General features: G+C 46.7%; 20 protein-coding genes. 14 read left to right on the forward strand and 6 right to left on the reverse strand.

Going from position 1 to position 24,369, the window contains the following annotated elements:
• Positions 1-146: 146 nt before the first annotated feature.
• Together QT979_RS14620 and QT979_RS14625 are read right to left on the reverse strand one after the other, a co-directional pair.
• Positions 147-965: a carbohydrate ABC transporter permease gene (locus QT979_RS14620; RefSeq protein WP_333204076.1), complete on the reverse strand. Its 819-nt coding sequence runs from the start codon at positions 963-965 to the stop codon at positions 147-149.
• 263 nt (positions 966-1,228) lie between these two features.
• The gene (locus QT979_RS14625; RefSeq protein WP_333214383.1) at positions 1,229-1,396 is read right to left on the reverse strand and encodes a hypothetical protein; all 168 of its coding nucleotides are present in this window, start codon (positions 1,394-1,396) and stop codon (positions 1,229-1,231) included.
• A gap of 64 nt (positions 1,397-1,460) precedes the next feature.
• On the opposite strand from QT979_RS14625, the gene QT979_RS14630 reads away from it, so the two are divergent.
• The 8 genes from QT979_RS14630 (at position 1,461) to rdgB (ending at position 10,128) form a co-directional block, all read left to right on the forward strand.
• Positions 1,461-2,153: an aldehyde oxygenase (deformylating) gene (locus QT979_RS14630; protein ID WP_333073769.1), complete on the forward strand. Its 693-nt coding sequence runs from the start codon at positions 1,461-1,463 to the stop codon at positions 2,151-2,153.
• A gap of 156 nt (positions 2,154-2,309) precedes the next feature.
• Entirely contained in the window at positions 2,310-3,335 is a 1,026-nt protein-coding gene (locus QT979_RS14635) for a long-chain acyl-[acyl-carrier-protein] reductase (protein WP_333080458.1), read from the forward strand.
• 558 nt (positions 3,336-3,893) lie between these two features.
• A complete protein-coding gene (accA, locus tag QT979_RS14640; RefSeq protein WP_333080460.1) occupies positions 3,894-4,874 on the forward strand; it encodes an acetyl-CoA carboxylase carboxyl transferase subunit alpha in 981 nt (326 codons plus the stop codon).
• A gap of 249 nt (positions 4,875-5,123) precedes the next feature.
• Entirely contained in the window at positions 5,124-5,849 is a 726-nt protein-coding gene (locus QT979_RS14645; RefSeq protein WP_333310741.1) for an SDR family oxidoreductase, read from the forward strand.
• A 218-nt stretch (positions 5,850-6,067) separates the two neighbouring features.
• A complete protein-coding gene (folE, locus tag QT979_RS14650; RefSeq protein WP_333214387.1) occupies positions 6,068-6,802 on the forward strand; it encodes a GTP cyclohydrolase I FolE in 735 nt (244 codons plus the stop codon).
• Between the two features lie 288 nt (positions 6,803-7,090).
• Complete coding sequence (locus tag QT979_RS14655; RefSeq protein ID WP_333310743.1) at positions 7,091-8,515, forward strand: phosphoglucomutase/phosphomannomutase family protein; 1,425 nt, start codon at positions 7,091-7,093, stop codon at positions 8,513-8,515.
• Between the two features lie 247 nt (positions 8,516-8,762).
• The gene (locus QT979_RS14660) at positions 8,763-9,383 is read left to right on the forward strand and encodes a hypothetical protein (RefSeq protein WP_333310745.1); all 621 of its coding nucleotides are present in this window, start codon (positions 8,763-8,765) and stop codon (positions 9,381-9,383) included.
• A 157-nt stretch (positions 9,384-9,540) separates the two neighbouring features.
• A complete protein-coding gene (gene rdgB / locus QT979_RS14665; protein WP_333310747.1) occupies positions 9,541-10,128 on the forward strand; it encodes an RdgB/HAM1 family non-canonical purine NTP pyrophosphatase in 588 nt (195 codons plus the stop codon).
• A 156-nt stretch (positions 10,129-10,284) separates the two neighbouring features.
• Here the strand turns inward: rdgB and QT979_RS14670 are convergent, their stop codons facing one another.
• Complete coding sequence (locus QT979_RS14670) at positions 10,285-10,623, reverse strand: P-II family nitrogen regulator (protein WP_006633346.1); 339 nt, start codon at positions 10,621-10,623, stop codon at positions 10,285-10,287.
• Between the two features lie 354 nt (positions 10,624-10,977).
• Here QT979_RS14670 and QT979_RS14675 point away from each other — a divergent pair, with 354 nt between their 5' ends.
• The 5 genes from QT979_RS14675 (at position 10,978) to QT979_RS14695 (ending at position 18,367) form a co-directional block, all read left to right on the forward strand.
• Positions 10,978-12,276, forward strand: a complete 1,299-nt coding sequence (locus QT979_RS14675) for an MFS transporter (RefSeq protein WP_333214397.1) — start codon at positions 10,978-10,980, stop codon at positions 12,274-12,276.
• Between the two features lie 642 nt (positions 12,277-12,918).
• On the forward strand, positions 12,919-14,754 hold the full coding sequence (ilvB, locus tag QT979_RS14680; protein WP_333310749.1) for a biosynthetic-type acetolactate synthase large subunit: 1,836 nt from the start codon (positions 12,919-12,921) through the stop codon (positions 14,752-14,754).
• Between the two features lie 338 nt (positions 14,755-15,092).
• Positions 15,093-16,538: a serine/threonine-protein kinase gene (locus QT979_RS14685; RefSeq protein WP_333310751.1), complete on the forward strand. Its 1,446-nt coding sequence runs from the start codon at positions 15,093-15,095 to the stop codon at positions 16,536-16,538.
• Between the two features lie 178 nt (positions 16,539-16,716).
• Positions 16,717-16,926, forward strand: a complete 210-nt coding sequence (locus QT979_RS14690) for a type II toxin-antitoxin system HicB family antitoxin (RefSeq protein ID WP_333310752.1) — start codon at positions 16,717-16,719, stop codon at positions 16,924-16,926.
• Between the two features lie 169 nt (positions 16,927-17,095).
• A complete protein-coding gene (locus QT979_RS14695) occupies positions 17,096-18,367 on the forward strand; it encodes an FGGY-family carbohydrate kinase (protein ID WP_333310754.1) in 1,272 nt (423 codons plus the stop codon).
• A gap of 89 nt (positions 18,368-18,456) precedes the next feature.
• On the opposite strand, the gene pcrA is transcribed toward QT979_RS14695, so the two are convergent.
• Positions 18,457-20,823: a DNA helicase PcrA gene (pcrA, locus tag QT979_RS14700; RefSeq protein WP_333310756.1), complete on the reverse strand. Its 2,367-nt coding sequence runs from the start codon at positions 20,821-20,823 to the stop codon at positions 18,457-18,459.
• A 209-nt stretch (positions 20,824-21,032) separates the two neighbouring features.
• A complete protein-coding gene (locus QT979_RS14705; protein ID WP_333214408.1) occupies positions 21,033-21,416 on the reverse strand; it encodes a YkvA family protein in 384 nt (127 codons plus the stop codon).
• Between the two features lie 285 nt (positions 21,417-21,701).
• On the opposite strand from QT979_RS14705, the gene QT979_RS14710 reads away from it, so the two are divergent.
• Complete coding sequence (locus QT979_RS14710; protein ID WP_333214410.1) at positions 21,702-22,442, forward strand: SIMPL domain-containing protein; 741 nt, start codon at positions 21,702-21,704, stop codon at positions 22,440-22,442.
• Positions 22,443-22,733: 291 nt separating this feature from the next.
• On the opposite strand, the gene QT979_RS14715 is transcribed toward QT979_RS14710, so the two are convergent.
• On the reverse strand, positions 22,734-24,044 hold the full coding sequence (locus QT979_RS14715; protein WP_333214412.1) for a hypothetical protein: 1,311 nt from the start codon (positions 24,042-24,044) through the stop codon (positions 22,734-22,736).
• Between the last annotated feature and the right edge of the window lie 325 nt (positions 24,045-24,369).

Consider the following 24,369-nt stretch of genomic DNA (forward strand, 5'->3'; position numbering starts at 1 on the left):
TACAAACTCCAATCTTGCACCAATGTCAGCAACAGGCAAGATGCCTGTTCCACAAATACTAAATGTTCTTGTGGAACAGGCATCTTGCCTGTTCTAAAGAAGGGTTCAAAAAATGAATACAAACTTAATTGCCAAGCATTTCTAACTCAATTCTTAATCCCCGTCGCCGCAATCCCCCGAATAAACTGCCGTTGACCGGCCAAAAATAGCAACACCACCGGCACTGTGCCAATTACCACCGCCGCCATCAACAACTGCCAACTGCTAGTAAACTGTTCCTGAAACTCAGCCAGAACCAACTGCACAGTCCGCAACTCCGGCCGCGTCGTAAACACCAGCGGCTTAAACAAATCGTTCCACTCCCCGATAAACGTAAACAAAAACAGCGTCACCAAAGCAGGGCGGGCCAAAGGTAACATCACCTGCCATAAAACCTGCCAGCGGTTAGCCCCATCCAGCATTGCCGCCTCCTCCAACTCCACGGGAACGGTCATAAAATACTGGCGCAGCAGAAAAATCCCAAAACCATTAGCAGCCGTCGGCAAAATCAGCGCCCCGTAAGTATTCAGCAGATGACCCCACTTCAAAACCAAGAAAATGGGAATCACCAAAAGCTGAAACGGAATTACCAGCGTTGCCAAAACCCCCAAAACTAGGGCCTGTCGCCCCCGAAACTTCAGCCTGGCCAAAGCATAACCGGCCAAAGCAGAAGTCACCACCTGAAAACCCGTCACTGCGATCGCCACTAGAGTAGAATTAAGGAATGCCAACAAAAAATTGCCCCGTCGCCAAGCCTCCTGATAGTTCGCAAAAGTCAGGCCGGTGGCCTTGACACCGACACCCGATGGTGATATTGAAACCAAGAATACAGCAGCCAGTGGCAGCAGCACCAGCGCAGCACCCGCCAGCAACAAAATAAAACTCAGCAGTTCCAGCGCTTGAGACCTGTCAAAGGATTTACCCATAAATTTGTGAATTAACCTAAAATAATAAGCCTGTGAGGTTCTCCAACCCGATCGCATCCCCGATTCCCATACAACAACATAATAGTCGTAGAAGGAAAGAAGGAGTACCTAGGGAGGAAGTTGTGATTAGGATATAATGTTATAGATAGAGTTGGTACTGTAAAACCCTGAAAGGTGGAGACATAGACCGTATTTCTATCATCTATTTCCGGGCAAAAGATCGACTAACGACTAATTCAAGTAATTAGTAAATAGATAGCATTCTAGCGATAGTCTTTCTGGAGTGTTCGACGGCAAAAGTCCGCCAAACACGCACGCTTGACGCCAGTTTTTCCCGGAACGTCAAAGAAAAGTTCTTTGTCGAAAGCATCCTCAGCTATAATCTGTGATTTAGATGGGGTGCGTTCAAAATAGGTAAAGTGTACTGTCACTGACCCCCCATTTTAAAGGGGTTTCCAAACATCCCGGAAGCTTATATAAGGAGACTACATATCTATGCCCCAGCTTGAGGCCAGCCCAACAATTGACTTTCAAACCGAAACTTACAAAGATGCTTACAGCCGCATCAACGCCATTGTGATTGAAGGCGAACAAGAAGCTCACGACAATTACCTGACACTGGCCGAACTGTTGGCTGACAAAAAAGCAGAGTTAGTTGGCTTGTCCAAGATGGAGAACCGCCACATGAAAGGCTTCCAAGCTTGTGGCCGGAATCTTAAAGTCACGCCGGACATGGCATTTGCCAAGCAGTTCTTTTCGGAATTGCACAAAAACTTCCAGACGGCCGCGGCCCAAGGTCAGATTGTAACTTGCTTGTTGATTCAATCGCTAATTATCGAGTGTTTTGCGATCGCAGCTTACAACATCTACATCCCCGTCGCCGATGACTTTGCTCGCAAAATCACCGAAGGCGTCGTCAAAGAAGAATACAGCCACCTCAACTTTGGGGAAGTCTGGCTGCAGGCTCACTTTGAGGAATCAAAAGCCGAACTCGAAGCTGCCAACCGCCAAAACCTGCCCATCATCTGGAGACTGCTAAACTCTGTTGCAGACGATGCCCGCGTTTTGGGAATGGAAAAAGACGCTTTAATTGAAGACTTTATGATTGCCTACGGGGAAGCCCTAGGTAACATAGGCTTTAACAACCGTGATATCATGCGGATGTCAGCACAAGGCCTCGCAGCCTAGTTAATTTGGAAATAAGGAATGGGAAAAAAATTAAAAATTAAAAATTAAAATTGGGATACCTCATTTTAAAATATAAATTTTTAATCTTCCCATCTTCCATCTTCCATCTTCCATCTTCTATCCTCCATTTTCAATCTTCCTTCATTTGACAACTTAATGTTTGGTCTAATCGGTCACTTAACCAGCTTAGAACACGCCCAATCAGTAGCTAACGAGCTGGGCTATCCAGAATATGCCGATCAAGGTCTCGATTTTTGGTGCAGCGCACCGCCCCAAATAGTTGATCAGATCACGGTAACAAGCATCACTGGACAAAAAATAGAAGGCCGCTATGTGGAGTCCTGTTTTCTGCCAGAAATGCTAGCCACTCGCCGGATTAAAGCAGCCACTCGCAAAATCCTTAATGCGATGGCACACGCTCAAAAAAACGGGATTAACATCACTGCTTTGGGCGGCTTTTCTTCGATCATTTTTGAGACTTTCAACTTGCAGCAAATTAAGCAAATTCGCAATCTCAAGTTGGAGTTTGAACGCTTCACCACCGGTAACACTCACACAGCTTACATCCTCTGTCGCCAAGTAGAAGAAGCAGCCCCTAAATTGGGGATTGAACTTTCAAAAGCCACGGTAGCCGTTTGTGGTGCTACTGGCGATATTGGCAGTGCTGTGTGTCGCTGGCTGAATGTTAAAACAAATGTAGCAGAATTGTTGCTCATTGCCCGCGACAAAGAACGATTACAAGATTTGCAATCGGAATTGGGGCGAGGCAAAATTATGGACTTGGAAGAAGCCCTCCCCCAAGCGGATATTGTAGTCTGGGTAGCCAGTATGCCCAAGGGAGTAGAAATTGACCCTAAGACATTGAAGCAACCATGTTTATTGATTGACGGTGGCTATCCGAAAAATCTGGCAACTCAGGTTCAGCATCCAGAAATTTACGTACTCAATGGCGGCATTGTGGAGCATTCCCTCGATATTGAGTGGAAAATTATGAAGATTGTCAATATGGATGTACCGGGCCGACAGTTGTTTGCCTGTTTTGCTGAATCAATGCTGCTGGAATTTGAAAAAATGTATACCAATTTTTCTTGGGGACGGAATCAAATTACAGTGGAGAAGATGGAACAAATCGGTCATATTTCTGTCAAGCACGGTTTCAGACCTTTATTAATGTCAGTTTGATGTGATTTGTTGTGGTTATTGGTTATTGAGGAAAGTTTTTCTGATAATAACCAGTAACTTTTTTTATACAGTTAATAGTGAATTTTTAACAGTTAACTATTAACATTAGATCCGATCGCACAACCCAAAAAAAAGTAGTTGGCAGTTCGGAACCAGCCGATGTGATTGGTGGCAATAGTTTGTCTTCAAGTCTTCTGATCTTTGAATTTTGGCGACAAAAGGTAATATAGACAGGGCTGTTACAGCTTCCGAATGGGTGAGTTCGATCGCGCTGGTGTCGCTTTTTGGACTGGGAACAGTTCAGCAGGGTTAGGCCTTTTGTGGCGGTGGGGAACCCAGGGCCGGGGGGAAAGAGGGGCGTAAAAATCAGCAGCAAGCAAAAATAGTGTAGCAAAAAACGAGGCTCCAGCCTCTGGTTTTCAACAAGCTTAGTAAGCCAAGCATAATTCAAAATTTAAAACTTCCAAATTTCCCCTCTTTTTCAGCATCCCCTGACAGGGTAGGATCTGGAAATAGTCGATCGACAAAACCTGACAAAACCTTATAGAAATTATCAGCGTGCCAAACCCAGACCGTAAACCCTTACTCTTAGATTTTGAAAAGCCCCTGGCCGAACTCGAAACCCGAATTCACCAGATTCGCGAACTCGCCGCAGAAAACAGCGTCGATGTCACCGACGAAATTCGCAAACTCGAAGCGCGTTCCGCCCAACTGCGACAAGAAATCTTCAGCAGCTTGTCCCCCATGCAGCGGCTGCAACTCGCCCGTCACCCGCGCCGCCCCAGCACCCTCGATTACATTCAGGCAATTAGCGACGAGTGGATCGAGCTTCACGGCGATCGGCGCGGCGGAGACGACCCCGCCCTCGTCGGCGGAATTGCCCGCATAGACGGGCGTCCTACAGTCATCATTGGCCATCAAAAAGGGCGCGACACAAAAGACAATATCGCCCGCAACTTCGGCATGGCTGCTCCCGGTGGCTATCGCAAAGCCCTGCGGTTGATGGAACACGCCGATCGCTTCGGAATGCCAATTTTCACCTTTATCGACACTCCGGGGGCTTGGGCGGGCTTAGAAGCAGAACAGCTCGGACAGGGAGAGGCGATCGCCTGTAACCTCCGAGAAATGTTTCGCCTCGACGTTCCCATTATTTGCACCGTCATCGGCGAAGGCGGTTCCGGCGGCGCATTGGGTATCGGTGTCGGCGAGCGGCTGTTGATGCTGGAACATTCCGTCTACACCGTCGCCACTCCCGAAGCTTGCGCAGCGATTCTCTGGAAAGACTCTGGCAAAGCGAACTTGGCCGCAGAAGCCCTGAAAATTACTTCCTGGGATTTGAAAAACCTCGGCGTTCTCGATCAAATAGTACCAGAGCCGATCGGTGGCGCTCACTCAAATCCCCTCAAAGCTGCGTCCATACTCAAACAAGCTTTGTTAGAAAACTTAGCAGAACTAACCCAGCTTACGGGTCAGCAGCGACGCGATCTCCGGTATCAAAAGTTTCGCCACATCGGTGTATTCACTGAAATTGCGGCTTGAGCCGATCGATTCAGAGTTATCGGTTATGAGTGAAAATCTCTTAACTTCCAACTCATAAGTGATAACTCACCAGTCACTATTCTGCGAATCAGTCAGCAGTGTTATAATTTCTCAGGTGACACCGGCTTAACAGTTCTTAATGTTGATCTCATAATTAACTGTGATCACCCGCAGCAGACAGCTTTCTAATTTGGCGAAGAAGGCTGCAACGCTTGAGGGACTTGCCGAGCGAAAGTATTAGGACACTGAATGAACCATCCCACAACAAAGCAGGCTCTGATTACCGGAGCCAGCAGCGGTATTGGCAAAGCGACGGCTCTAGCGTTCGCCGCCGAGGGCATAAATCTGGCCTTAGTTAGCCGAGAGTCGGAAAACTTAGAAGCCGTTGCCGCAGCAGCCCGAGCAGTCGGAGTGAAAGCAGAAGCTTATCCCTTAGACTTGGCAAAAATTGAGCAAGTGCAAAGCAGCATCAGCGCGATCGCAGCTCAATTGGGTTCCGTAGATATCCTGGTCAACAGCGCTGGCATGGGCTACACCGGCTCTTTGACGGAAACGCCGCTAGCCGAGTGGCAGAGCGTTCTAGACCTCAATCTAACTAGCGTTTGGCAGTGCATTTTAGGAGTTTTGCCCTCCATGCGCGATCGCCGATCAGGAATCATCATCAACGTTTCCTCGATCGCCGGCACCCAAGCCTTCCCCAACTGGGGAGCCTACTGCGTTAGCAAATTCGGTCTCATGGCTTTGTCTAAAACCTTAGCCGCCGAAGAACGGGTTCACGGAATTCGCGTAACAGCAATCTGTCCGGGTTCTGTCAACACTCCCCTGTGGGACACAGACACCGTAGACGCCGACTTCGATCGCACCGCCATGTTAACCCCAGAAATCGTCGCCCAATCAATTCTGCACGCAGTTCAGTTGCCAGCAAGTGCAGTAATTGAAGAAATCACCCTCATGTCCAACGCAGGAGTTTTGTGAACTTGAGATTTTAGACTGCTGGATTTTTCTCGAATTCAACAATCTTTGAATCTCTAGCTATAGCGGTTCTCCGATAAATGAGGTATACAGAAACCCTGTAATGTCAAGCTTTCCAGGTCAAAATTCGTACCTCACATTTTTGAGAAAGGCTATATATCCCCCAATCGAAAATCTAAAATCGAAAATCGAAAATCGATTCACCCTCACACCAACTTGTTATGACAATTGCATCTTCCGCCGATTCCAATGGCTCGAACTCACTCTCGACTGACAGCATGAAACTGTTACAAACCGCAGAGAACAACTCCCCGCGCATCCCCACTCGACCCGATCGCAATTCCTCGCACGGTCAAGAATCCCACATACCCGTACCCTCAGAAGTAGGCCAAGAAGAAATGATGGCCGCCGTTCGGACAATTCTGCTGGGAGTAGGAGAAGATCCTGAACGGGAAGGATTGCTCAAAACCCCGAAGCGGGTAGCAGAAGCAATGCGGTTTCTCACCAGCGGCTACAGTCAATCCCTCGAAGAACTTCTTAACGGCGCTATCTTTGACGAAGGTCACAACGAAATGGTACTGGTGCGAGACATCAGCGTATTCAGTATGTGCGAACACCATATGCTGCCGTTTATGGGCCGAGTTCACATCGCTTACATTCCCAACCAAAAAGTAGTGGGACTGAGCAAATTAGCCCGAATTGCCGAGATGTACAGCCGCCGATTGCAGGTGCAAGAACGTTTGACGCGCCAAATTGCCGAAGCCGTTGAGACAATATTGGAACCGCAGGGAGTAGCTGTAGTAATGGAAGCCAGCCATATGTGCATGACGATGCGGGGTGTGCAAAAACCCGGTTCTTGGACAGTTACGAGTGCCATGTTGGGCGTGTTTCAAGAAGAACAGAAAACTCGCGAAGAATTCCTGAATTTGATCCGCCACCAACCGGCTTTCTTTTAGTCAGTTGACAGTTGACAGTTGACAGTTGGCAGTTGGCATTTGGCATTTGGCAGTTAACAGTAATTAGTAGGTTGGGTTGAGGGACGAACCCTCCGTTTCACTCCGCCCAACATAATCTATCAAGCAAGGCTAATGACAACTAACAGTCAGCAGTCAACAGTCAACAGCCACAGTACAGGCTATGGGAGCGATTCCCAAATCTAAAATCTAAAATCTAAAATCTAAAATCAGATGACGATCGACTGATAAACCCATAAAATAGACGGGTGACTCATGACTTGTGACTAAATGAATCCTATTAAATTCGGTACAGATGGCTGGCGCGGTATCATTGCTGACGATTTTACATTCGATCGCGTAGCGTTAGTCGCTCCCCTAGCGGCACAAGTTCTCGCACAAACTGGTGGTAGCGATGGCAGCAGCGGTACTGTAATTGTCGGTTACGACCGCCGATTTCTGGCTGAAGAATTTGCCCAAACAGCGGCTATTGCAATCCAAAACGCAGGATTTGACGTGCTACTTAGCGAATCCTACGCCCCCACTCCAGCTTTCAGTTTAGCTGCCCAACAATTAAATGCTTTGGGTGCGATCGTCCTGACAGCCAGCCACAATCCCGGCGCATATTTAGGGTTAAAAGTCAAGGGCGGATTTGGCGGTTCAGTTTCCCCCGAAGTTACTCAACAGATAGAAGCCAAACTCGAAAATCCGGCGGCACTTTCAGCAACTCCCGGCAAATTGGAGAATTTCAATCCTTGGCCCGCTTACTGCAAAACCTTGCGGGAAATGGTAGATATTGAGGCGATTAAAGAAGCGATCGCCAGCGACAAAATTACAGTATTTGTAGATGTAATGCACGGTGCCGCCGCCGGAGGATTAGCTCAAATTTTAGAAGAAACGGTACATGAAGTCAACAGCGATCGAGATCCGCTGTTTGGTGGCGGTGCACCGGAACCTTTGCCGCGCTACCTGTCGCAGTTATTTCGGGTGATGCGTACTCACCAGCGAAAAAGTTCTGGTTTGTCAATCGGATTTGTATTTGACGGAGATAGCGATCGAATTGCAGCAGTTGACTCTAGCGGCAACTTCCTCAGTTCACAAATCCTAGTTCCCATATTAATCGAACATTTAGCAAAACGGCGCGGCTTGACCGGGGAAGTCATCAAAACAGTCAGCGGTTCAGACATAATTCCCAAAATTGCCAAGCTGTACAACTTGCCATTATTTGAAACGCCGATCGGTTACAAGTATATAGCCGATCGAATGTTAACCACCCAAGTCTTAGTCGGCGGCGAAGAATCGGGTGGAATTGGCTACGGTACACACATCCCCGAACGAGATGCTTTACTGTCAGCGCTGTACTTATTAGAAGCAGTTGTCAAATCCGGGGAAGACTTAAGCAAAATTTACAGCCGACTGCAACAAGAAACAAGCTTTACTTCAGCTTATGACAGAATCGACTTGCACCTAGCAAACATGGAAGAAAGGTCGCGTTTGCTGTCGCTGCTGCAAAATCAACCATTAACAGAAATCGCCGGCAAAGCAGTTGTAGATTGCAACAAAGTTGACGGATATAAATTCCGCTTAGCTGACGGAAGTTGGCTGTTAATTCGGTTTAGCGGAACCGAACCGGTGTTGCGACTGTATTCAGAAGCGGCGACATTGAAAGAAGTTATGCAAAACTTAAACTGGGCGAAAGCTTGGGCGCAGAATTAATCGGAGTTTTTAACCGCAGATAAACGCAGATAAACGCGGATAAATTGATATCTAATCTCTCTTTCTCCGTGTCCTCTGCGCCCTCTGCGGTTAAAAAAAGTATTGCCGTAGCAATCCTCCCATCAATTGTGAAATCTTTCTCTTCTCTTCTCTTCTTCGCGTTCTTCGCGTCTTCGCGGTTCGTTCAAAAATCTTACTCACCATGAAATACTATTGCTATATCAGATAAATTTTAGGATAAAAGCAAATGGCTTACAGCGATTTCTGTCTTGCGAGAGTCAAAAAAGATTTTGGATTAACCTTAGATGAAAGTCGCAATTTATTTGCCGAAACAAAACCAGTTTTACCATCCGAAATTTTAACAACAATCCTGATTGATTATGTACCGCTAGCAACTTTTATTTCCACAGAAAAAGCTCGTTCAGAATTTTTGATTGCCCCGATATTAGCAGAAGTTAGGCGATTGTTAAACAAACGAGTTTCTCTTTTTTCCGGTAAGGATTTTACTGTCGATCCAGAAAGAGGTTTGCAAGGATTTTGCGATTATATTATTAGCGGTTCTTCAGAACAATTGTTCATCACTGCTCCGGTTATAACAATTTTTGAGGCAAAAAAGGAAGATATAATTGGCGGTTTGGGTCAATGCGTGGCCGCAATGGTAGCGGCCCAATGTTTCAATCAAAACCAAGACAGTGAGGTCGATCGCATTTACGGGGCGGTGACGACTGGAACTAACTGGAAATTCTTGATTTTGGAGGAAACTACTGTTTATATCGATCCGATTGAATACTATATTCAAGATGTTGATAAGATTTTGGGAATTTTGTTGCAACCATTTCCCCAATCTTTTGTTAATATGGAGCCATAAGTTTTAAGAGAAATAATGACCAAGAATTTCAAAGGTGGTACCCGCCACGGGATTTATCCGTGGAATCAATCCAAAATCTAAAATCTAAAATCCTCAAGCCCCCGAATTTATCTCGCGCAAGTCAATCTAAAATCTAAAATCTAAAATCTAAAATCGAATGACCGATCGCAAATTGCTAGTTGTAGCTACAGGCAATCCGGGTAAACTCAAGGAAATGCAAGTTTATCTTCAGGATTTGGGATGGGAATTGGAACTAAAACCGGAAGAGTTGGAAATCGAAGAAACAGGCGAAACTTTTATTGCTAATGCTTGCTTGAAGGCGTCTGAAGTGGCAAAAGCAACGGGCAAATGGTCGATCGCCGATGATTCTGGTTTAATGGTAGATGCACTCGACGGTCAACCGGGCATTTACTCCGCACGGTACGGGAAAACCGATGCTGATAGGATATCTCGACTTCTCAAAGAATTGGGAAACGAACAAAACCGGGAAGCACAATTTGTTTGCGCGATCGCGATCGCCCGTCCCGACGGTACAATTGCCTTGCAAGTAGAAGGAATTTGCCGTGGCGAAATCCTCCACACTCCTCGCGGTACGGGAGGTTTCGGATATGACCCCATTTTCTACGTACCCGCACAGCAACAGACTTTTGCAGAAATGACACCCGATATCAAGCGATCGCACTCTCACCGCGGTCGAGCCTTTCATGCTCTCCTACCACAAGTAGCCAACATTGTCAACCCATAATGAAGAAAAAAGCCAAAATATGGGGTAACTGTGGCATTGGATATTGACACTTAGGTATCACAACTAAACAGGAAAGAGGTTTTTCGTTGGCAATGAAGTTGCCGATGACCCATTACCTGTTTCGCCTGTTTGGCCAATGCCCAATGCCCCAGTATCTTAGATTGCCTCCAAGTTCTTTTCCCCAGTCCGAATCCGAATAATTTGTTCTACAGGGGAGATGAAAATCTTGCCGTCGCCAATCTCGCCCGTGCGGGAAGCCGCGATAATTTTATCAACCACCATGTCAACCTGATCGTTTTCCACAACAATCTCCACCTTGAGCTTTTGCAAGAACTCAACGGTGTACTCAGAACCGCGATAGCGTTCTGTCATGCCCTTCTGACGGCCAAAACCTCTAACTTCAGAAACAGTCATCCCCACAATACCAGCATTGACGAGTGCGATTTTCACTTCGTCTAGTTTAAAGGGGCGAATAATAGCTTCAACCTTTTTCAAGTTTCTCACTCCTAACAGTTAGTACCTTCGTTATATTACTTAATCGGCGTGACATCTTTTAATATCACTGCCAGCAGCAAGTATTTTGTCAAGTATATTACCGTATCTTGTACTCGCGATGAAATGCACGCCAACCTTTAACAATATTCTGGAATTTTCCAGGGGCGCGGGCTCTCGGCTCCGGCCGATCGCGGTAGAGTTAAGAAAGACAGCAGCAGGCGTCCCCCGCCGATCTGCTAAAACAGAAAAAGAACGCAGGAGACAGGAGTTTTCCGAGTTTCCGCTTTGCTATGTCAGATTTGCACATATTGCTGAAAACTATAATTGCCAGAGGCGGTCAGTTAAACTATTCCTATGCACCCAGCCAGCCCTCCCCCTGACCGCAGCGGGCTTGATGCCCTACTGAGAAATCGCCCCTTCCTCGCCTTGTGGACGGGCCAGTTATTAGCCCAAGTGGCGGATAAAATTTTTTATGTATTGCTGATTATTCTGCTGAAAACCGGCGACTACCGACCCTGGCCAGTTTCTTGGCAACATTCGGAAAATTCAATGCTGTCAGCAGTGATGATCGCCTACACCGTGCCGGCGATCGTCTTTGGTTCCGTAGCCGGTATCGTGGTAGACCGCTTTTCCAAAAAGCAAATGCTGATCGCCTGCAACGTGATTCGAGCCGGGTTGATTATAGCTTTGCCGTTTTTGCCCAAAGCTTTTGTGGTTTTGCTGACGATGACGTTTTTGATCTCTACCGTAACGCAATTTTTTGCTCCGGCAGAGCAGGCGGCAATCCCCCTGGCCGTGGGGCGAGAGGGACTGATGTCAGCAAATGCGCTGTTCGCCTCGTCCACAATGGGCGGGATTATTGTCGGGATGACGATCGGCGAACCGCTGTTTAGTTGGGTCAAACACAGCTTCGGGGCAGCTTCTCAAGAGTTTTTGCTGGGCGGGTTGTACCTGATATCGGCAGGTTTGATCTATGCCATGCGGATCAAAGAAAGTCATGCCGGCAGCAGTGGCAAAAACGTCCATCCTTGGCAAGATCTCAAAGAAGGTTTGCGCTATTTGAAACACAATCACCTTGTCAGCAACGCGATGGTGCAGTTGACGATTTTGTATTCGGTGTTTGCAGCGCTTCAGGTGCTGGCGATCGCACTTTCAGGCAAAATAGGTCTCAAAGAAACTCAATTTGGCTTTTTGCTCGCTGCTGCGGGAATTGGAATGGTCTTCGGTGCAGCCTTTTTGGGACACTGGGGTCATCGAATGCACCACAAACCTCTGCCTTTAATCGGTTTCTTGATGATGGGTTTTGTATTAGCAATGTTTGCCTTTACTCGACAGTTATGGGTGGGATTCGGATTGAGCGCTTTGTTCGGTTTTGGTGCTTCCTTAATTAACGGCCCGATGCAAGCTCTGATTCAAGAAAAAACTCCAGAATCTATGCGGGGCAAAGTCTTTGGATTTGAGAACAATGCGATTAATATTGCTCTGAGCCTGCCTTTAGCGATTACTGGCCCTCTGACGGATGCTGTCAGCAAAGCAGTCGGCTCGGATGACGTCGGCTTGCGGATCGTGTTGCTGAGTTTGGGCTTTTTGGTTTCGGTGATGGGAATGGCAGCTTGGAAACATACTCGCAAAGTCTTGCAGGATGTTCTGTAAACTTTGCAAAGAAGGAAGTTCGGCAACGGATTGTGTAACGGATGTAACGGATGTCAGGAATAAGGAATAAAGAAGAAGGAAGAAGGAAGAAGGAAGATAGAAGAGGGGAGGGGTGTCAACTTAACGTCAAATGTAGTACCGATCTACTGTTTGACGATGATTGTCCAGATCCCCTGAGAGTTGGGGGGAACCGGAGCATTCTCTTTAGTTTCCCTTCCTAACGGGAATGGGAGGGGGAGCGATACTCGCGTCTAAACAAGATTTATCAACGGTTTTAGGCTAGTGTTGACACCTATGGTAAGAGGGAAGATGGCTTTCTTTTCGCGATCGATCGATAACATAGCAACCGCCCTGATGATTAGGACGTTCTTAATTGCTGAAACGATGGTTTTTCTTGTCGAAGGCCGCAGAACGAATGCTATACAAGCGTCATATAGCGGTACACCGGCATAGAAGCCGCGATTTCCTCTGTTTCTTTTCTTCCTCTGGTGTTCCACAATGTCTCGATCGGTCGAACCCTCTGCGATCGCGAAATCTTTTGTAAAATCTCACCACTTAAATTTTCCTAGTTTCATTAATTGAGATTAAAGTAGTATAAAAGCTTTCATTAAAAATCATAATTAGTTTAAGGAAGGAAATACTGTGCAACTAAAAACTAAAGTGACCATCAAGCGTGCAACTGGTGGATTTGCTCTGATTGACAGCTTGATCCGCCACGGCGTCAAGCATATTTTTGGTTATCCCGGCGGTGCAATTCTGCCGCTTTACGACGAACTCTACCGCGCCGAAGAAACTGGCGCTATCAAACATATTCTGGTGCGCCACGAACAAGGCGCTGCTCACGCGGCTGACGGATACGCCCGCGCTACTGGCAAAGTTGGGGTTTGTTTTGCTACTTCTGGCCCTGGTGCAACTAATTTAGTGACGGGGATTGCGACAGCCCACATGGATTCGATCCCGATGGTAATTATTACTGGTCAGGTGCCCCGTGCGGCGATCGGTACTGATGCGTTTCAGGAAACAGATATTTACGGGATTACCCTGCCAATTGTCAAGCATTCCTATGTAGTGCGCGACCCCAGAGATATGGCGCGAATTGTGGCAGAAGCTTTCCACATCGCGAGTACAGGGCGGCCGGGGCCTGTTTTGGTTGATGTACCCAAGGATGTGGGTTTGGAAGAATTTGACTATCTGCCCGTGGAACCCGGAGCAGTGAGAATTCCGGGCTACCGGCCGACGGTGAAGGGAAATCCTCGGCAAATTAATCAAGCAATTCATTTGCTGAAGGAAGCAAAGCGTCCTTTGCTTTATGTGGGCGGCGGGGCGATCGCGGCGGGGGCCCACGAGGAAATTAAGGAACTCGCCGAACTTTTCCAATTGCCGGTGACGACAACGCTGATGGGCAAAGGTTCCTTTGATGAAAACCATCCTTTGTCGGTGAAAATGCTAGGGATGCACGGCACTGCTTACGCTAATTTTGCCGTTACCGAGTGCGATTTGCTGATTGCTGTAGGGGCGAGGTTTGACGATCGCGTGACGGGAAAATTAGACGAGTTTGCCGCGCGCGCTAAGGTGATTCACATCGATATCGACCCGGCGGAAGTAGGCAAAAATCGCGGCCCTGACGTGCCGATTGTCGGAGATGTCCGCCAAGTTTTGCTCGATTTGCTGCGCCGCTGTCGGGAAACTGGAGTTTCGGGGAAGACCGGACAGACTGCGGAATGGCTGCAGAGGATCGATCACTGGAAACAGGACTATCCGTTAGTTGTGCCTCATTACCCAGATATTTTGGCTCCGCAAGAGGTGATTTCGGAATTGGCTACTCAAGCGCCAGATGCTTACTACACAACAGATGTCGGTCAACATCAAATGTGGTCGGCTCAATTCTTGAACAACGGGCCGCGCCGCTGGATTTCCAGCGCTGGTTTGGGAACGATGGGTTTCGGGGTGCCGGCGGCGATGGGCGCGAAAATGGCGCTACCCGATGAGCAAGTCATTTGTATTGCTGGCGATGCTAGCGTGCAAATGAATATTCAAGAGCTGGGAACATTAGCACAATACGGCATTAATGTCAAGATTGTGATTGTAAATAACGGCTGGCAAGGCATGGTGCGGCAGTGGCAGCAGGCGTTCTACGGCGAGCGTTATTCGTCGTCGAATATGACTGTGGGGATGCCGGATTTTGTGATGCTGGCTGAAGCTTACGGCGTGAGAGGGATGCTGGTTTCGCAACCGGAGGAACTCAAAGATGCGATCGCCCAAATGCTCGCTCACGACGGCCCAGTGCTGATCAACGTGAAGGTGACGAGGGACGAAAACTGCTATCCGATGGTAGTTCCAGGTAAGAGCAATGCTCAAATGGTTGGTTTGCCCGATCGTAGCAAGTTGCACTCTGCGGAGTTGGTTTATTGTCCCAGTTGCGGCGCGAAGAATGTTTCGACGAATAACTTTTGTCCTGAGTGCGGGACAAAAGTTTAACGAGTTTTGAGTGGGGACTTAGGCAGTGCCTATTAGTCTCAACTTAAGGTCAAACGTAGTCATAGACTGCTGTTTATCGTCGAGGCCAGATCCCCCCTAGCCCCCCTTAATAAGGGGGGGACAAGAGTCCGATCAAAGTCAACCCCTACTCCCCTTTTTAAGGGGGATTTAGGGGGATCTGGCCTCGGATAAAAGCGAGAGATACACAGGTTTCAGACTTAAGTTGACACGATGAAAGGCAATGCGATGTCCTTACCGGGATCTGCTGTTCCACATTTAACACCATGTGCGCTGGCATCGCATCCAGAGCTTTAATCTGTAATCTCTAAGCATATTTTATGAGCCAGTGTCTAAACCCTGATTGCCTATTCCAAAACCCGTCTGGCTATACAAAATTTTGTCAAAAATGTGGGAATAAACTGCTATTGGGCGATCGCTACGGAGCCCAAAAAATTATTGGACAAGGGGGATTTGGGCGCACTTTTCTAGCTATTGACGAGTATAAACCATCTAAACCTCCCTGCGTTATTAAACAATTTTACCCCCAATTTCAAGGCATTTCTAGTATCCAGAAAGCTGCTGAGTTATTTGAGCTTGAAGCAGTACGCCTAGAACAGTTGGGTAAACATTCTCAAATTCCCGACTTATTAGCATATTTTAGTCAAGATGGACGGCAGTATTTAGTCCAAGAATTCATCGACGGTGAAAATTTAGCCGAAGCACTAGAATCTAAGGGATATTTTAGCGAAACGCAGATTCGCGACTTACTTAATAATTTATTGCCAGTATTCGAGTTCATTCACTCTCGCCAAGTTATTCACCGAGATATCAAGCCCGAAAATATTATTCTTCGGCAAGATGGGCAAATGGTTTTAGTTGACTTTGGAGCCGCGAAATATGCGACACAAACGGCTCTAGGGCTAACGGGAACGAGAATCGGTACGGCTGGATATATGGCACCAGAACAAGCCAACGGTAAACCGATTCCTGCTAGTGATATTTATAGTCTGGGTGTGACTTGTCTGTGTCTGTTAACTCAGGTTGAGCCGATTGATTTATTCGATGATAGCGAGTTTGAGTGGGTGTGGCGAGAACACTTAAAAGCATCTGTCAGCTCGGAACTGGGTCAGGTTTTAGATAAAATGATACAACCTGCTATTAAAAAACGTTATCAATCTGCTACTGAAGTTTTGCAGGATCTTGGTACTCGATCGCCTCAACCATCACCTCAAGTACCTCCTCCGCCACCAGACTCGCTTAAATCAGCGCGGGGTGTTGACTATACTCGTCTGCGGGATTTATTAGCAGCAGGGGAGTGGAAAGAGGCGGATGGGGAAACACTCAAGGTAATGCTGAAAGCTGCGAGACGGGAGAACCAAGGAGGTTATTTGGATAGGGACTCGATCAAGAATTTTCCTTGCGATGATTTACGCACCATCGATCAGTTGTGGGTAAAATATAGTCAGGGTCGCTTTGGTTTTAGCGTCCAGAAAAAAATTTGGTTGGAAGTGGGGGGCAAAGTTGGTTATGAGAGTGAATGCAAGCTGGGCGATCGCGTCGGTTGGCGAAAAGGAGGTAGTTGCTTGAAGTACGATCACCTAACCTTTAATCTGCAAGCAACATCAGGTCACCTCCCGAGTGGGGGGGCGGACGGTTGGGGGGCTGGGGTTTGCTGTTGGGTTTGGGGTTTCGGGTGGGTGGTGTTCGGGGAAACTTTGGGTAGTTGGTTTCGGTGTGGTGGTTCTTCTCTTCTGGCAGCGAGAGCGGTAAGCTGTGGTATATAGCGATTTCAGCCCTTTATCAAGTCTTTTATTTAAAACCTTTTTTACTGAGTTATCGGCTTTTCGTCATTTCGTTCCTTGCTGCTAATTATGTTAGTAATAAATGTCAATTAAAGTCAGAGATATTATTAAACAACTACAGGCAGAGGGAAACAAATCATAAAGATGAGCAAAACAACTAATGCGTTATGCCATTGTGATTGAAAAAACACCCAATAATTATTCAGCATATCCACCAGATTTGCCCGGATGTGCAGCCACAGGCGCTACCCTTGCGGAAGTACAGCAGCAAATTAAAGAAGCAATCGAATTTCACTTAGAAGGATTGCGAGAAGAAGGTTTACCGCTTCCCCAACCCACTACGCTCTGTGACTATGTAGAAGCACGGTAGTAGGGGAAAATATTTCATAAATTAAGCCGGGAAAATTCAATGATTAGAAATTTATGCTCTAATTAAATCCAAATTTTCCGCAGCATAAAAAGCTGGGTTAGAAACAACCATAAGACGCAAATAAACTTTGTGGTTTCGTCAAATATAGGAAAATTCGCGGGAGTGGCAAATGAATCTTTATTTGGGAATAGATTTCGGCACCACGGGCGCGCGATCGACTGTCATAGACTCCCAGGGTACAATACATTGTGAGACAGAATATACTTTTGCCAACAACGGGCAACAACAGCCTGAATTGCCCTCGGTGTGGCAAAATGCGCTGTGGGATTCGATCGAGCAAATTCCCCCAGCAATCCGCAATCAGGTAAGGGCGATCGCCCTTGACGGCACATCTTCCACTGTCATGCTGTGCAATACGGAGGGTATACCAGTATGCGAACCGATTTTATACAATGATGCGCGTGGTGCAGCGGTGACAGAGAGGTTGCGGGCGATCGCGCCGGATAACCACACAGTATTGAGCGCAACATCCAGTCTGGCAAAACTCCTGTGGTTGCAAGACTTTCGAGAGGAAATCGCCCCTACAGTTTTCCTGCATCAAGCTGACTGGCTGGCATTTCTGCTGCACGGAAAATTAGGAATTAGCGACTATCACAATGCTTTGAAACTGGGTTTTGATGTTGATACTTTGTGCTATCCGAATTGGCTGACACAGGGAATTGCGGGCGCTGCAACTCCTGAATTGCCGCAAGTTGTCGCACCGGGGACGCCTGTGGGGGAAGTGATATCTCAAGTGGGCGATCGCTTCGGTTTTCCCCGCGATTGTACAGTTTGTGCTGGTACAACCGATAGCATCGCAGCATTTTTAGCAAGCGGTGTCAATTTACCGGGGGAAGCAGTAACTTCTCTCGGTTCTACACTAGCAGTCAAACTGTTAAGTCATACCCGCGTCGATGATTCTAGATACGGGATTTACAGTCACAAATTAGGCGATTTGTGGTTAGTTGGAGGTGCTTCTAATACCGGAGGTGCGGTGCTGCGACACTTTTTTACTGATGTTGAGTTGGATAACTATAGCACACAAATTGATCCAGCACAAGAGAGTTTGCTGGATTATTACCCATTGTTGAAAAAGGGCGATCGCTTTCCGATTAATGACCCGAATTTGCCACCCCAACTCGAACCGCGTCCAACTGATTCAGTGGAATTTCTGCACGGTTTGCTAGAAAGCATAGCGCGGATTGAAGCGCGGGGATATCAATTATTGCAAGAATTGGGTGCAACTCCTTTGACAAAAGTTTATACTGCTGGCGGCGGGGCTAAAAATGCGGTTTGGAGTGCGATTAGAAAGCGTTATTTAAAAGTGTCTGTATTAACGCCGATTCATACTGCGGCTGCTTATGGGGCGGCGTTATTAGCAATGCGAAGTTTAACTGATTAGAGTTATTGCATAAATCTTGGATGGATAGGGAAACCGCAGATGTGTGCAGATTAACGCAGATTAACGCAGATGCTTAGCTATATTTTTACTTAAACTCGCTGCAACTTAGCTGTTCTCGGATCGATGATTTTTCTGCCCAAACCTGAAAACTTAATTGCCAGATTAGTTTTATCGCCTTCTCCCAAAACGTGGGTAATTTCTCCAACTCCAAAAGCATGATGAAAAACCCGATCGCCCGTTTGCCAATCCACCGATTGTCCATTGTTTCCCGCTTTAGAACTCGCAGAATTTGCTGCTGAATTATTAGTTTTTCCTTTAGATGCAGCCGTTTTCCCGGCTTTAGTTTTCTTCGCACTTCCAGCCAGCAAATGCGGCGGCAATTCTCCTAAGAATAGCGAAGGGGTGCAGTGTTCCCGGAAACCTCCCCAGAGGCGACGTTCGCGAGTGTGGGTGAGAAATAGCAATTCCTGGGCGCGAGTGATGCCGACGTAGCACAAACGGCGTTCTTCTTCGATCGCTTTGGGGTCGTCCAAGCTGCGGAAATTGGGAAATAAACCCTGTTCCATCCCGACTAGAAATACCACGGGAAATTCTAATCCTTTTGCTGAGTGCAGCGTCATCAGCGACACGCGGGAATCTTCTTCCTGCAAGTCATCTAAATCGGATGCTAAAGATGCTTTTGCTAAAAATGATGTCAGCGTCGGTTCTTCGTTTTGTTCTTCAAATTGCAGCACTGCATTGTACAATTCTCTGACGTTTTCTATGCGATTTTCTGCTTCCTCGGTTCCTTGATTTTTCAAATCTTCAATGTAGCCTGAATCTTGGATAATTCCTTGGACAATTTGCGAAGCCGGCAGGGTTTCAACTTGCGATTGCCAACGGCCAATCATTTCGGCAAACTTAATAATAGCTTTTGCCGATCGCCCTGCGAGAGTATTGACAGAAGATTCATCGCTGAGGATTTCCCACAACGGAATGCCCAATTGAGTTGCAGCGTCTTCGACTTTGGAAAATGTGGTATCCCCAATCCCGCGGCGGGGAGTATTGATGATACGTTTGAGGCTGACGCTATCGTCGGGATTGGCAAGCGTCCGCAGGTATGCTAGGATATCTTTGATTTCTTTGCGATCGTAAAACTTTAGACCGCCGACAATATTGTAGGGAAGGTCTAAACGCATTAACGCTTCTTCAAAGGAGCGAGATTGAGCGTTCGTGCGGTAGAGAATGGCAAAGTTACTGCCGTTTTCGTATTCGGAGTTTTGGCGCTTTAAGGAATGAATTTGACCTGCTACAAATTCCGCTTCATCTAATTCGTTGTCGGCGCGCCAGACAACAATCGGAGCTCCCGGTTCGCGAGTCGGGCGCAGAATTTTTTCTATCCGTTCGGTATTGTGTTCGATCAAGTGGTTCGCGACTTGCAGGATGTTTTCGCGCGATCGATAATTTTCCTCTAATTTTACCATTGTCCCAGTCTTCTCGTCGGACAAACCATCTCCGAAATCCTCTTGAAATTCCAGCAAGATGGTATAATCTGCCATCCGAAAGCTGTAAATTGATTGATCGACATCGCCCACGACAAAAATCGAGCGGTTTTGCCATTTATCGAAGCTTTTCGGGTCGGCGTTATTTGTCACCAACATCCGAATCAAATCATATTGAGTGCGGTTGGTATCTTGGTATTCGTCAACTAAAATATGGCAAAACTTTTTATGCCAGTAACTTAATACTTCCTCGTTTTGGCTCAAAAGTTTAACAGGAACGAGGATTAAATCATCAAAATCTAGGGCATTGTTTGCTGCTAAAGCGTCTTGGTAGCGACTGTAAACATCGGCAATCACGCGACCTCGATAATCCGGTTCTGCTGCTTGGTATTCTTGAGGCGACAAACCTTTATTTTTAGCGTTGCTTATGACATAGCGGACTTTTCGCGGGTCAAATTTCTTGTCGTCGAGGTTCAGTATTTTGGTGACGATTTGTTTAACGAGACTTTGAGCATCTGACTCGTCAAAAATCGAAAAGTTTTTCTTCCACTGGCGGCCTTTTTCGTCTTGGTATTTTTCAATATCGTAGCGGAGAATGCGGCCGCACAAAGAGTGAAAAGTTCCCATCCAAATGTGTTTGGTAATTCTTTGGTAAATTTGCGATCGCAATTTCGTCTGCACATCCGGGGCTAAGTCTACCAAAGGTTTGCCATATTCGGCTTCAGCTTGCTGAGTTGCCAGCAATTTCTCAATTCTTTCTTTCATCTCCCTGGCGGCTTTATTTGTAAATGTCACCGCGAGAATATTTTCAGGATCGACTCGATGCGTGCGAACTAAGTTAGCAACTCGGTAAGTTAGAGCTCTGGTTTTGCCGGAACCAGCGCCCGCTACTACTAACAGCGGCCCGTTATAATGGGCGACTGCTTGGCGCTGAGATGGGTTGAGGTGGCTGAGGAAATCAGTGGTTTGAGTCATAGCTAGAAAGTTAGTTTAATTTTTTAAGCGGTAAATAATACTTGGTATGCGATACTGCGAGTTTTTTTAACGTAAGGTGCGCTAGGCGCACCCTATATTATAACTAGATAGGTGATTTTTTTAACTTTAAATATTTTTGGGTCACGCGAGTTGTTTAAGGTAAGGTGCTCGGCGCGGACCCTACACTATAAATAGATAGATAATTTTTTTTAACGTTTAAATATCCGTGTCAGCCAAATTGCTGCTAATATTCCCAAGCCAATCCAAATGGCAATAATCACAACAGCGGCAGCCCGATTTATCGGTTTTCCTCGCTCTATTTCTGCGGCTGCTTTTTCCCGACACTCGGCTAAAACCTGTGGCGGAATCATCTTCAGTACCAGCCAAATGCCCACAGGTACAATTATCAAATCGTCCAAGTAGCCAAGAATCGGTATGAAGTCAGGAATTAAGTCGATCGGGCTAAAAGCATAGGCAACCGTAAGCCCTGCTAAAATTCTGGCGTACCAAGGTACTCTCTGATCTGTACTGGCTAAATAAACAGCGTAAGTCTCTTTTTTTAGTCGGCGAGCAACTTGTTTTAAGGATTGCATCTTTTAACAATTTTTCATTTTTAAATTTTATTTAAAATGAAATAAGAGTTACGTCGGAGTGTCATAAACTGGGTGGGTTTCTATATTTATCGTTGCCAAACGTCTTATTTGACCCAGAACACCAATTTTTTAGTGGAGCGTCCTGCGGACATCATAATAACTCATAATTTATTCAGAAGTACGGACTATTTTTGTAGTTGCGAAAAATGTAACAACCCGGATATTTAGCAATTTCAGTGGGAAGGTAAAGTATAGCATCTGTGGTATGTGAGGAGAATCAAGTTTATGAATTCAAATTTGCAACGTCGCGATCGCATTAACTTCCGCAGTCTGGTAACAGCGTTGTGTTTAACCTTAACTCTCGTGAGTTTTGTGGGATTAGATCCGGCGGTGGCTCAAGAACAGCGGATCAGAACGCTGACTGTCACTGGCCGGGGTGTGGAAGCGATTCCAACAACTCAAACGCAAGTGCGGCTGGGGGTTGAGGTGCAGGGGAAAACGGCGGCCGAGGTGCAGCAGGAAGCGGCGAGGCGATCGTCCGCTGTGGTAGAGTTGCTGCGATCGCGCCAAGTCGAAAAACTCGAAACTGCAGGCATCACCCTCAATCCCATTTATAACTTCGACAACAACCAACAGCGCTTGACAGGCTATACGGCGACCAATACCGTCAGTTTTCGGATTAATACTGCATCTGCCGGCACTTTGCTTGACGATGCGGTGAATGCCGGAGCCACACGCATCGACGGCGTGAGTTTTGCCGCCACCGAAAGTGCGATCGAATCTGCTCGAAAACAAGCACTCCGCAAAGCAACTCAAGATGCTCAAGCGCAAGCGGATGCAGTCTTGAGCGCCCTCAACTTGAAGCGGGGAGAGATTTTGGGCATTCAAGTCAACGGTGCGATCGCGCCACCTCCAATGTATCGGCAAGTGGCTGGTGCTCGCATGGCTGCTGCTGACGCTACAACGCCTGTCGTAGGAGGGGAACAGCAGGTAGAAGCTTCTGTGACTTTGCAATTTGGATATTAAATAGTTAGGGGTTGAACTGGCTACATCAGCTTGACCCTAACTATTTCTCGATTTATCAAGCAGCTTTTTCTACAAAAAACTTTAGCCGTTTTAACCACTTCTGGCAGTAGTCTAGAAACGGAATCTCTCCTTCTTCAGGGGGAGAGTTCCTCAATAAATAGACTCTCTGTTAAACCGTAGGCGATCGCATTCCTCCTAAACAGAAAAGAGTGGGCTCTTTTCTAAGATCCACTCTCTGTTAAACTCTCTTAGGGCTAACTTGAACAAGCTAGATTTAAGTCCTTACTTTACCTAGTCCTTAATGATTCTCTTGTCATGAATGACCACTTGATCCTTGAGTTTAGGAGTGCCGGAGATGTGAATATCCGTATCCATATTTTCCTCGGTGGATTCGGCTAGATATTGGGCAGATGACTTAACATCCTGCGCTGCACGTTTAGCAGATTGGGCTGCATTTTGGGCAGATGATTTTAAATCCTGCGCTGCACCTTGAGGAGATGGGGTTGCATTTTCGGCAGATGACGTAAAATCAGGCACTGGAGGTTTAGCAAATTCGGCTGCATTTTGGGCAGATGACCTAAAATCAGGCACTGGAGGTTTAGCAAATTCGGCTGCATTTTGGGCAGATGATTTAAAATCATGCGCTACACCTTGAGGAGATTGGGCTGCATTGTGGGCAGATGACTTAACATCCTGCTTAACATCCTGCGCTGCGTCTTTAGCAGATTCGGCTGCATTTTGGGCAGATGACTTAACATCCTGCGCTGCACCTTTAGCAGATTCGGCGGCGCTTTGAGCAGATGACTTCATTGATTCAGCAGCACTCTTGCCAGATGACTTAAGCGATTCGGCTGCACTTTTTATAGATGGCTCAACTGCTTTCGCTGTATCTTTTACAGTCGATCTAAACTCCTTAGTTGCCCCTTCAATTTCTTGAGCTACAGCTTTGGCAGAAGGCTTAACTTCATCAGCCGTACTCTTAATAGAGTCCGCTGCACTTTGTATAGAAGGCTTGACACCTTCGACTGTCTGCTTGACTGAATCTTTTACTTCTCTAATCGTAGGTTTGACTTCCTCGGATGCACTCTTGACTGCATCTACTACAGAAGGCTTGGCTTCTCTAACTGTCTCATTGACAGATTCGGCTATACCTTTAATCGAAGGCTTAGTTTCCTCAACAGTCTCCTTGACTGCTTCTGCTGTAGCTTTGATAGATGGTCTAACTTCCTCAGCAGTTTCCTTTACTACTGTCCCTAGCTCTTCTACAGTGTGTGTAATACCGTCTGCTACGCTGTGTGCTGCATCCCCTAAATTATCTACAGCACGGTTAACAGTATCAGCAGTACCTTTACCAATCATAGCGCCCGCAACTGAGCCTGCTACAGCACCAAGAATTCCTCCAGAGCGAGCACCGAGTATACCACCAACTGCTGCTCCAGCTATCCTCGCACCAATGCCTGAGCCTGATGATTGATCTTCCTGTGATTCTGCATTTTCGTTAGTCTGAGCCTGAAGCTGCTGGTTTTCGCTATTGTCAACATTCTTTTCTTGGAAGTCAGGATTGGCTTCCGGCTTGTTAAAAGGCTGCTTATTATCAGTCATAAGATATCCTTGGCTATTAGTGCTACATTTACTAGGCTAACTATATACTTCTCCGAAAATCTACTGCCTAAGAACTAGATTCTGACTGTTACTTAAGAAGTAGATTCTTAAAAATACTGGCCACTACGGCGCTAGCGACTCGCTGTTCATTCGACATTGAAGAAGCTGGAGGCGCGCGTTAGCGAAGCCCTCGAAGAGGATCGCATATCTCGCACAGTCTTAGCTTAGCCAGCCAAAAAAAACTAATATACAGCACTTTGCTTAACGATTAGGTACAATATTAGAGGTGGTAAGAAAGAGAAAAATGAAACCCTACTCCCTAGAT

It is taken from the genome of Microcoleus sp. w2-18bC1 (assembly GCF_036700365.1).
In the GTDB taxonomy this organism is placed as follows: Bacteria; Cyanobacteriota; Cyanobacteriia; order Cyanobacteriales; family Microcoleaceae; genus Microcoleus.

Coding starts and splice junctions, on each gene's coding strand:
- QT979_RS14620 (WP_333204076.1), bottom strand. CDS start 965: ATGGGTAAATCCTTTGACAGGTCTCAAGCGCTGGAACTGCTGAGTTTT.
- QT979_RS14630 (WP_333073769.1), top strand. CDS start 1,461: ATGCCCCAGCTTGAGGCCAGCCCAACAATTGACTTTCAAACCGAAACT.
- QT979_RS14635 (WP_333080458.1), top strand. CDS start 2,310: ATGTTTGGTCTAATCGGTCACTTAACCAGCTTAGAACACGCCCAATCA.
- QT979_RS14645 (WP_333310741.1), top strand. CDS start 5,124: ATGAACCATCCCACAACAAAGCAGGCTCTGATTACCGGAGCCAGCAGC.
- folE (WP_333214387.1), top strand. CDS start 6,068: ATGACAATTGCATCTTCCGCCGATTCCAATGGCTCGAACTCACTCTCG.
- QT979_RS14655 (WP_333310743.1), top strand. CDS start 7,091: ATGAATCCTATTAAATTCGGTACAGATGGCTGGCGCGGTATCATTGCT.
- QT979_RS14660 (WP_333310745.1), top strand. CDS start 8,763: ATGGCTTACAGCGATTTCTGTCTTGCGAGAGTCAAAAAAGATTTTGGA.
- rdgB (WP_333310747.1), top strand. CDS start 9,541: ATGACCGATCGCAAATTGCTAGTTGTAGCTACAGGCAATCCGGGTAAA.
- QT979_RS14675 (WP_333214397.1), top strand. CDS start 10,978: ATGCACCCAGCCAGCCCTCCCCCTGACCGCAGCGGGCTTGATGCCCTA.
- QT979_RS14685 (WP_333310751.1), top strand. CDS start 15,093: ATGAGCCAGTGTCTAAACCCTGATTGCCTATTCCAAAACCCGTCTGGC.
- QT979_RS14690 (WP_333310752.1), top strand. CDS start 16,717: ATGCGTTATGCCATTGTGATTGAAAAAACACCCAATAATTATTCAGCA.
- QT979_RS14695 (WP_333310754.1), top strand. CDS start 17,096: ATGAATCTTTATTTGGGAATAGATTTCGGCACCACGGGCGCGCGATCG.
- pcrA (WP_333310756.1), bottom strand. CDS start 20,823: ATGACTCAAACCACTGATTTCCTCAGCCACCTCAACCCATCTCAGCGC.
- QT979_RS14705 (WP_333214408.1), bottom strand. CDS start 21,416: ATGCAATCCTTAAAACAAGTTGCTCGCCGACTAAAAAAAGAGACTTAC.
- QT979_RS14710 (WP_333214410.1), top strand. CDS start 21,702: ATGAATTCAAATTTGCAACGTCGCGATCGCATTAACTTCCGCAGTCTG.
- QT979_RS14715 (WP_333214412.1), bottom strand. CDS start 24,044: ATGACTGATAATAAGCAGCCTTTTAACAAGCCGGAAGCCAATCCTGAC.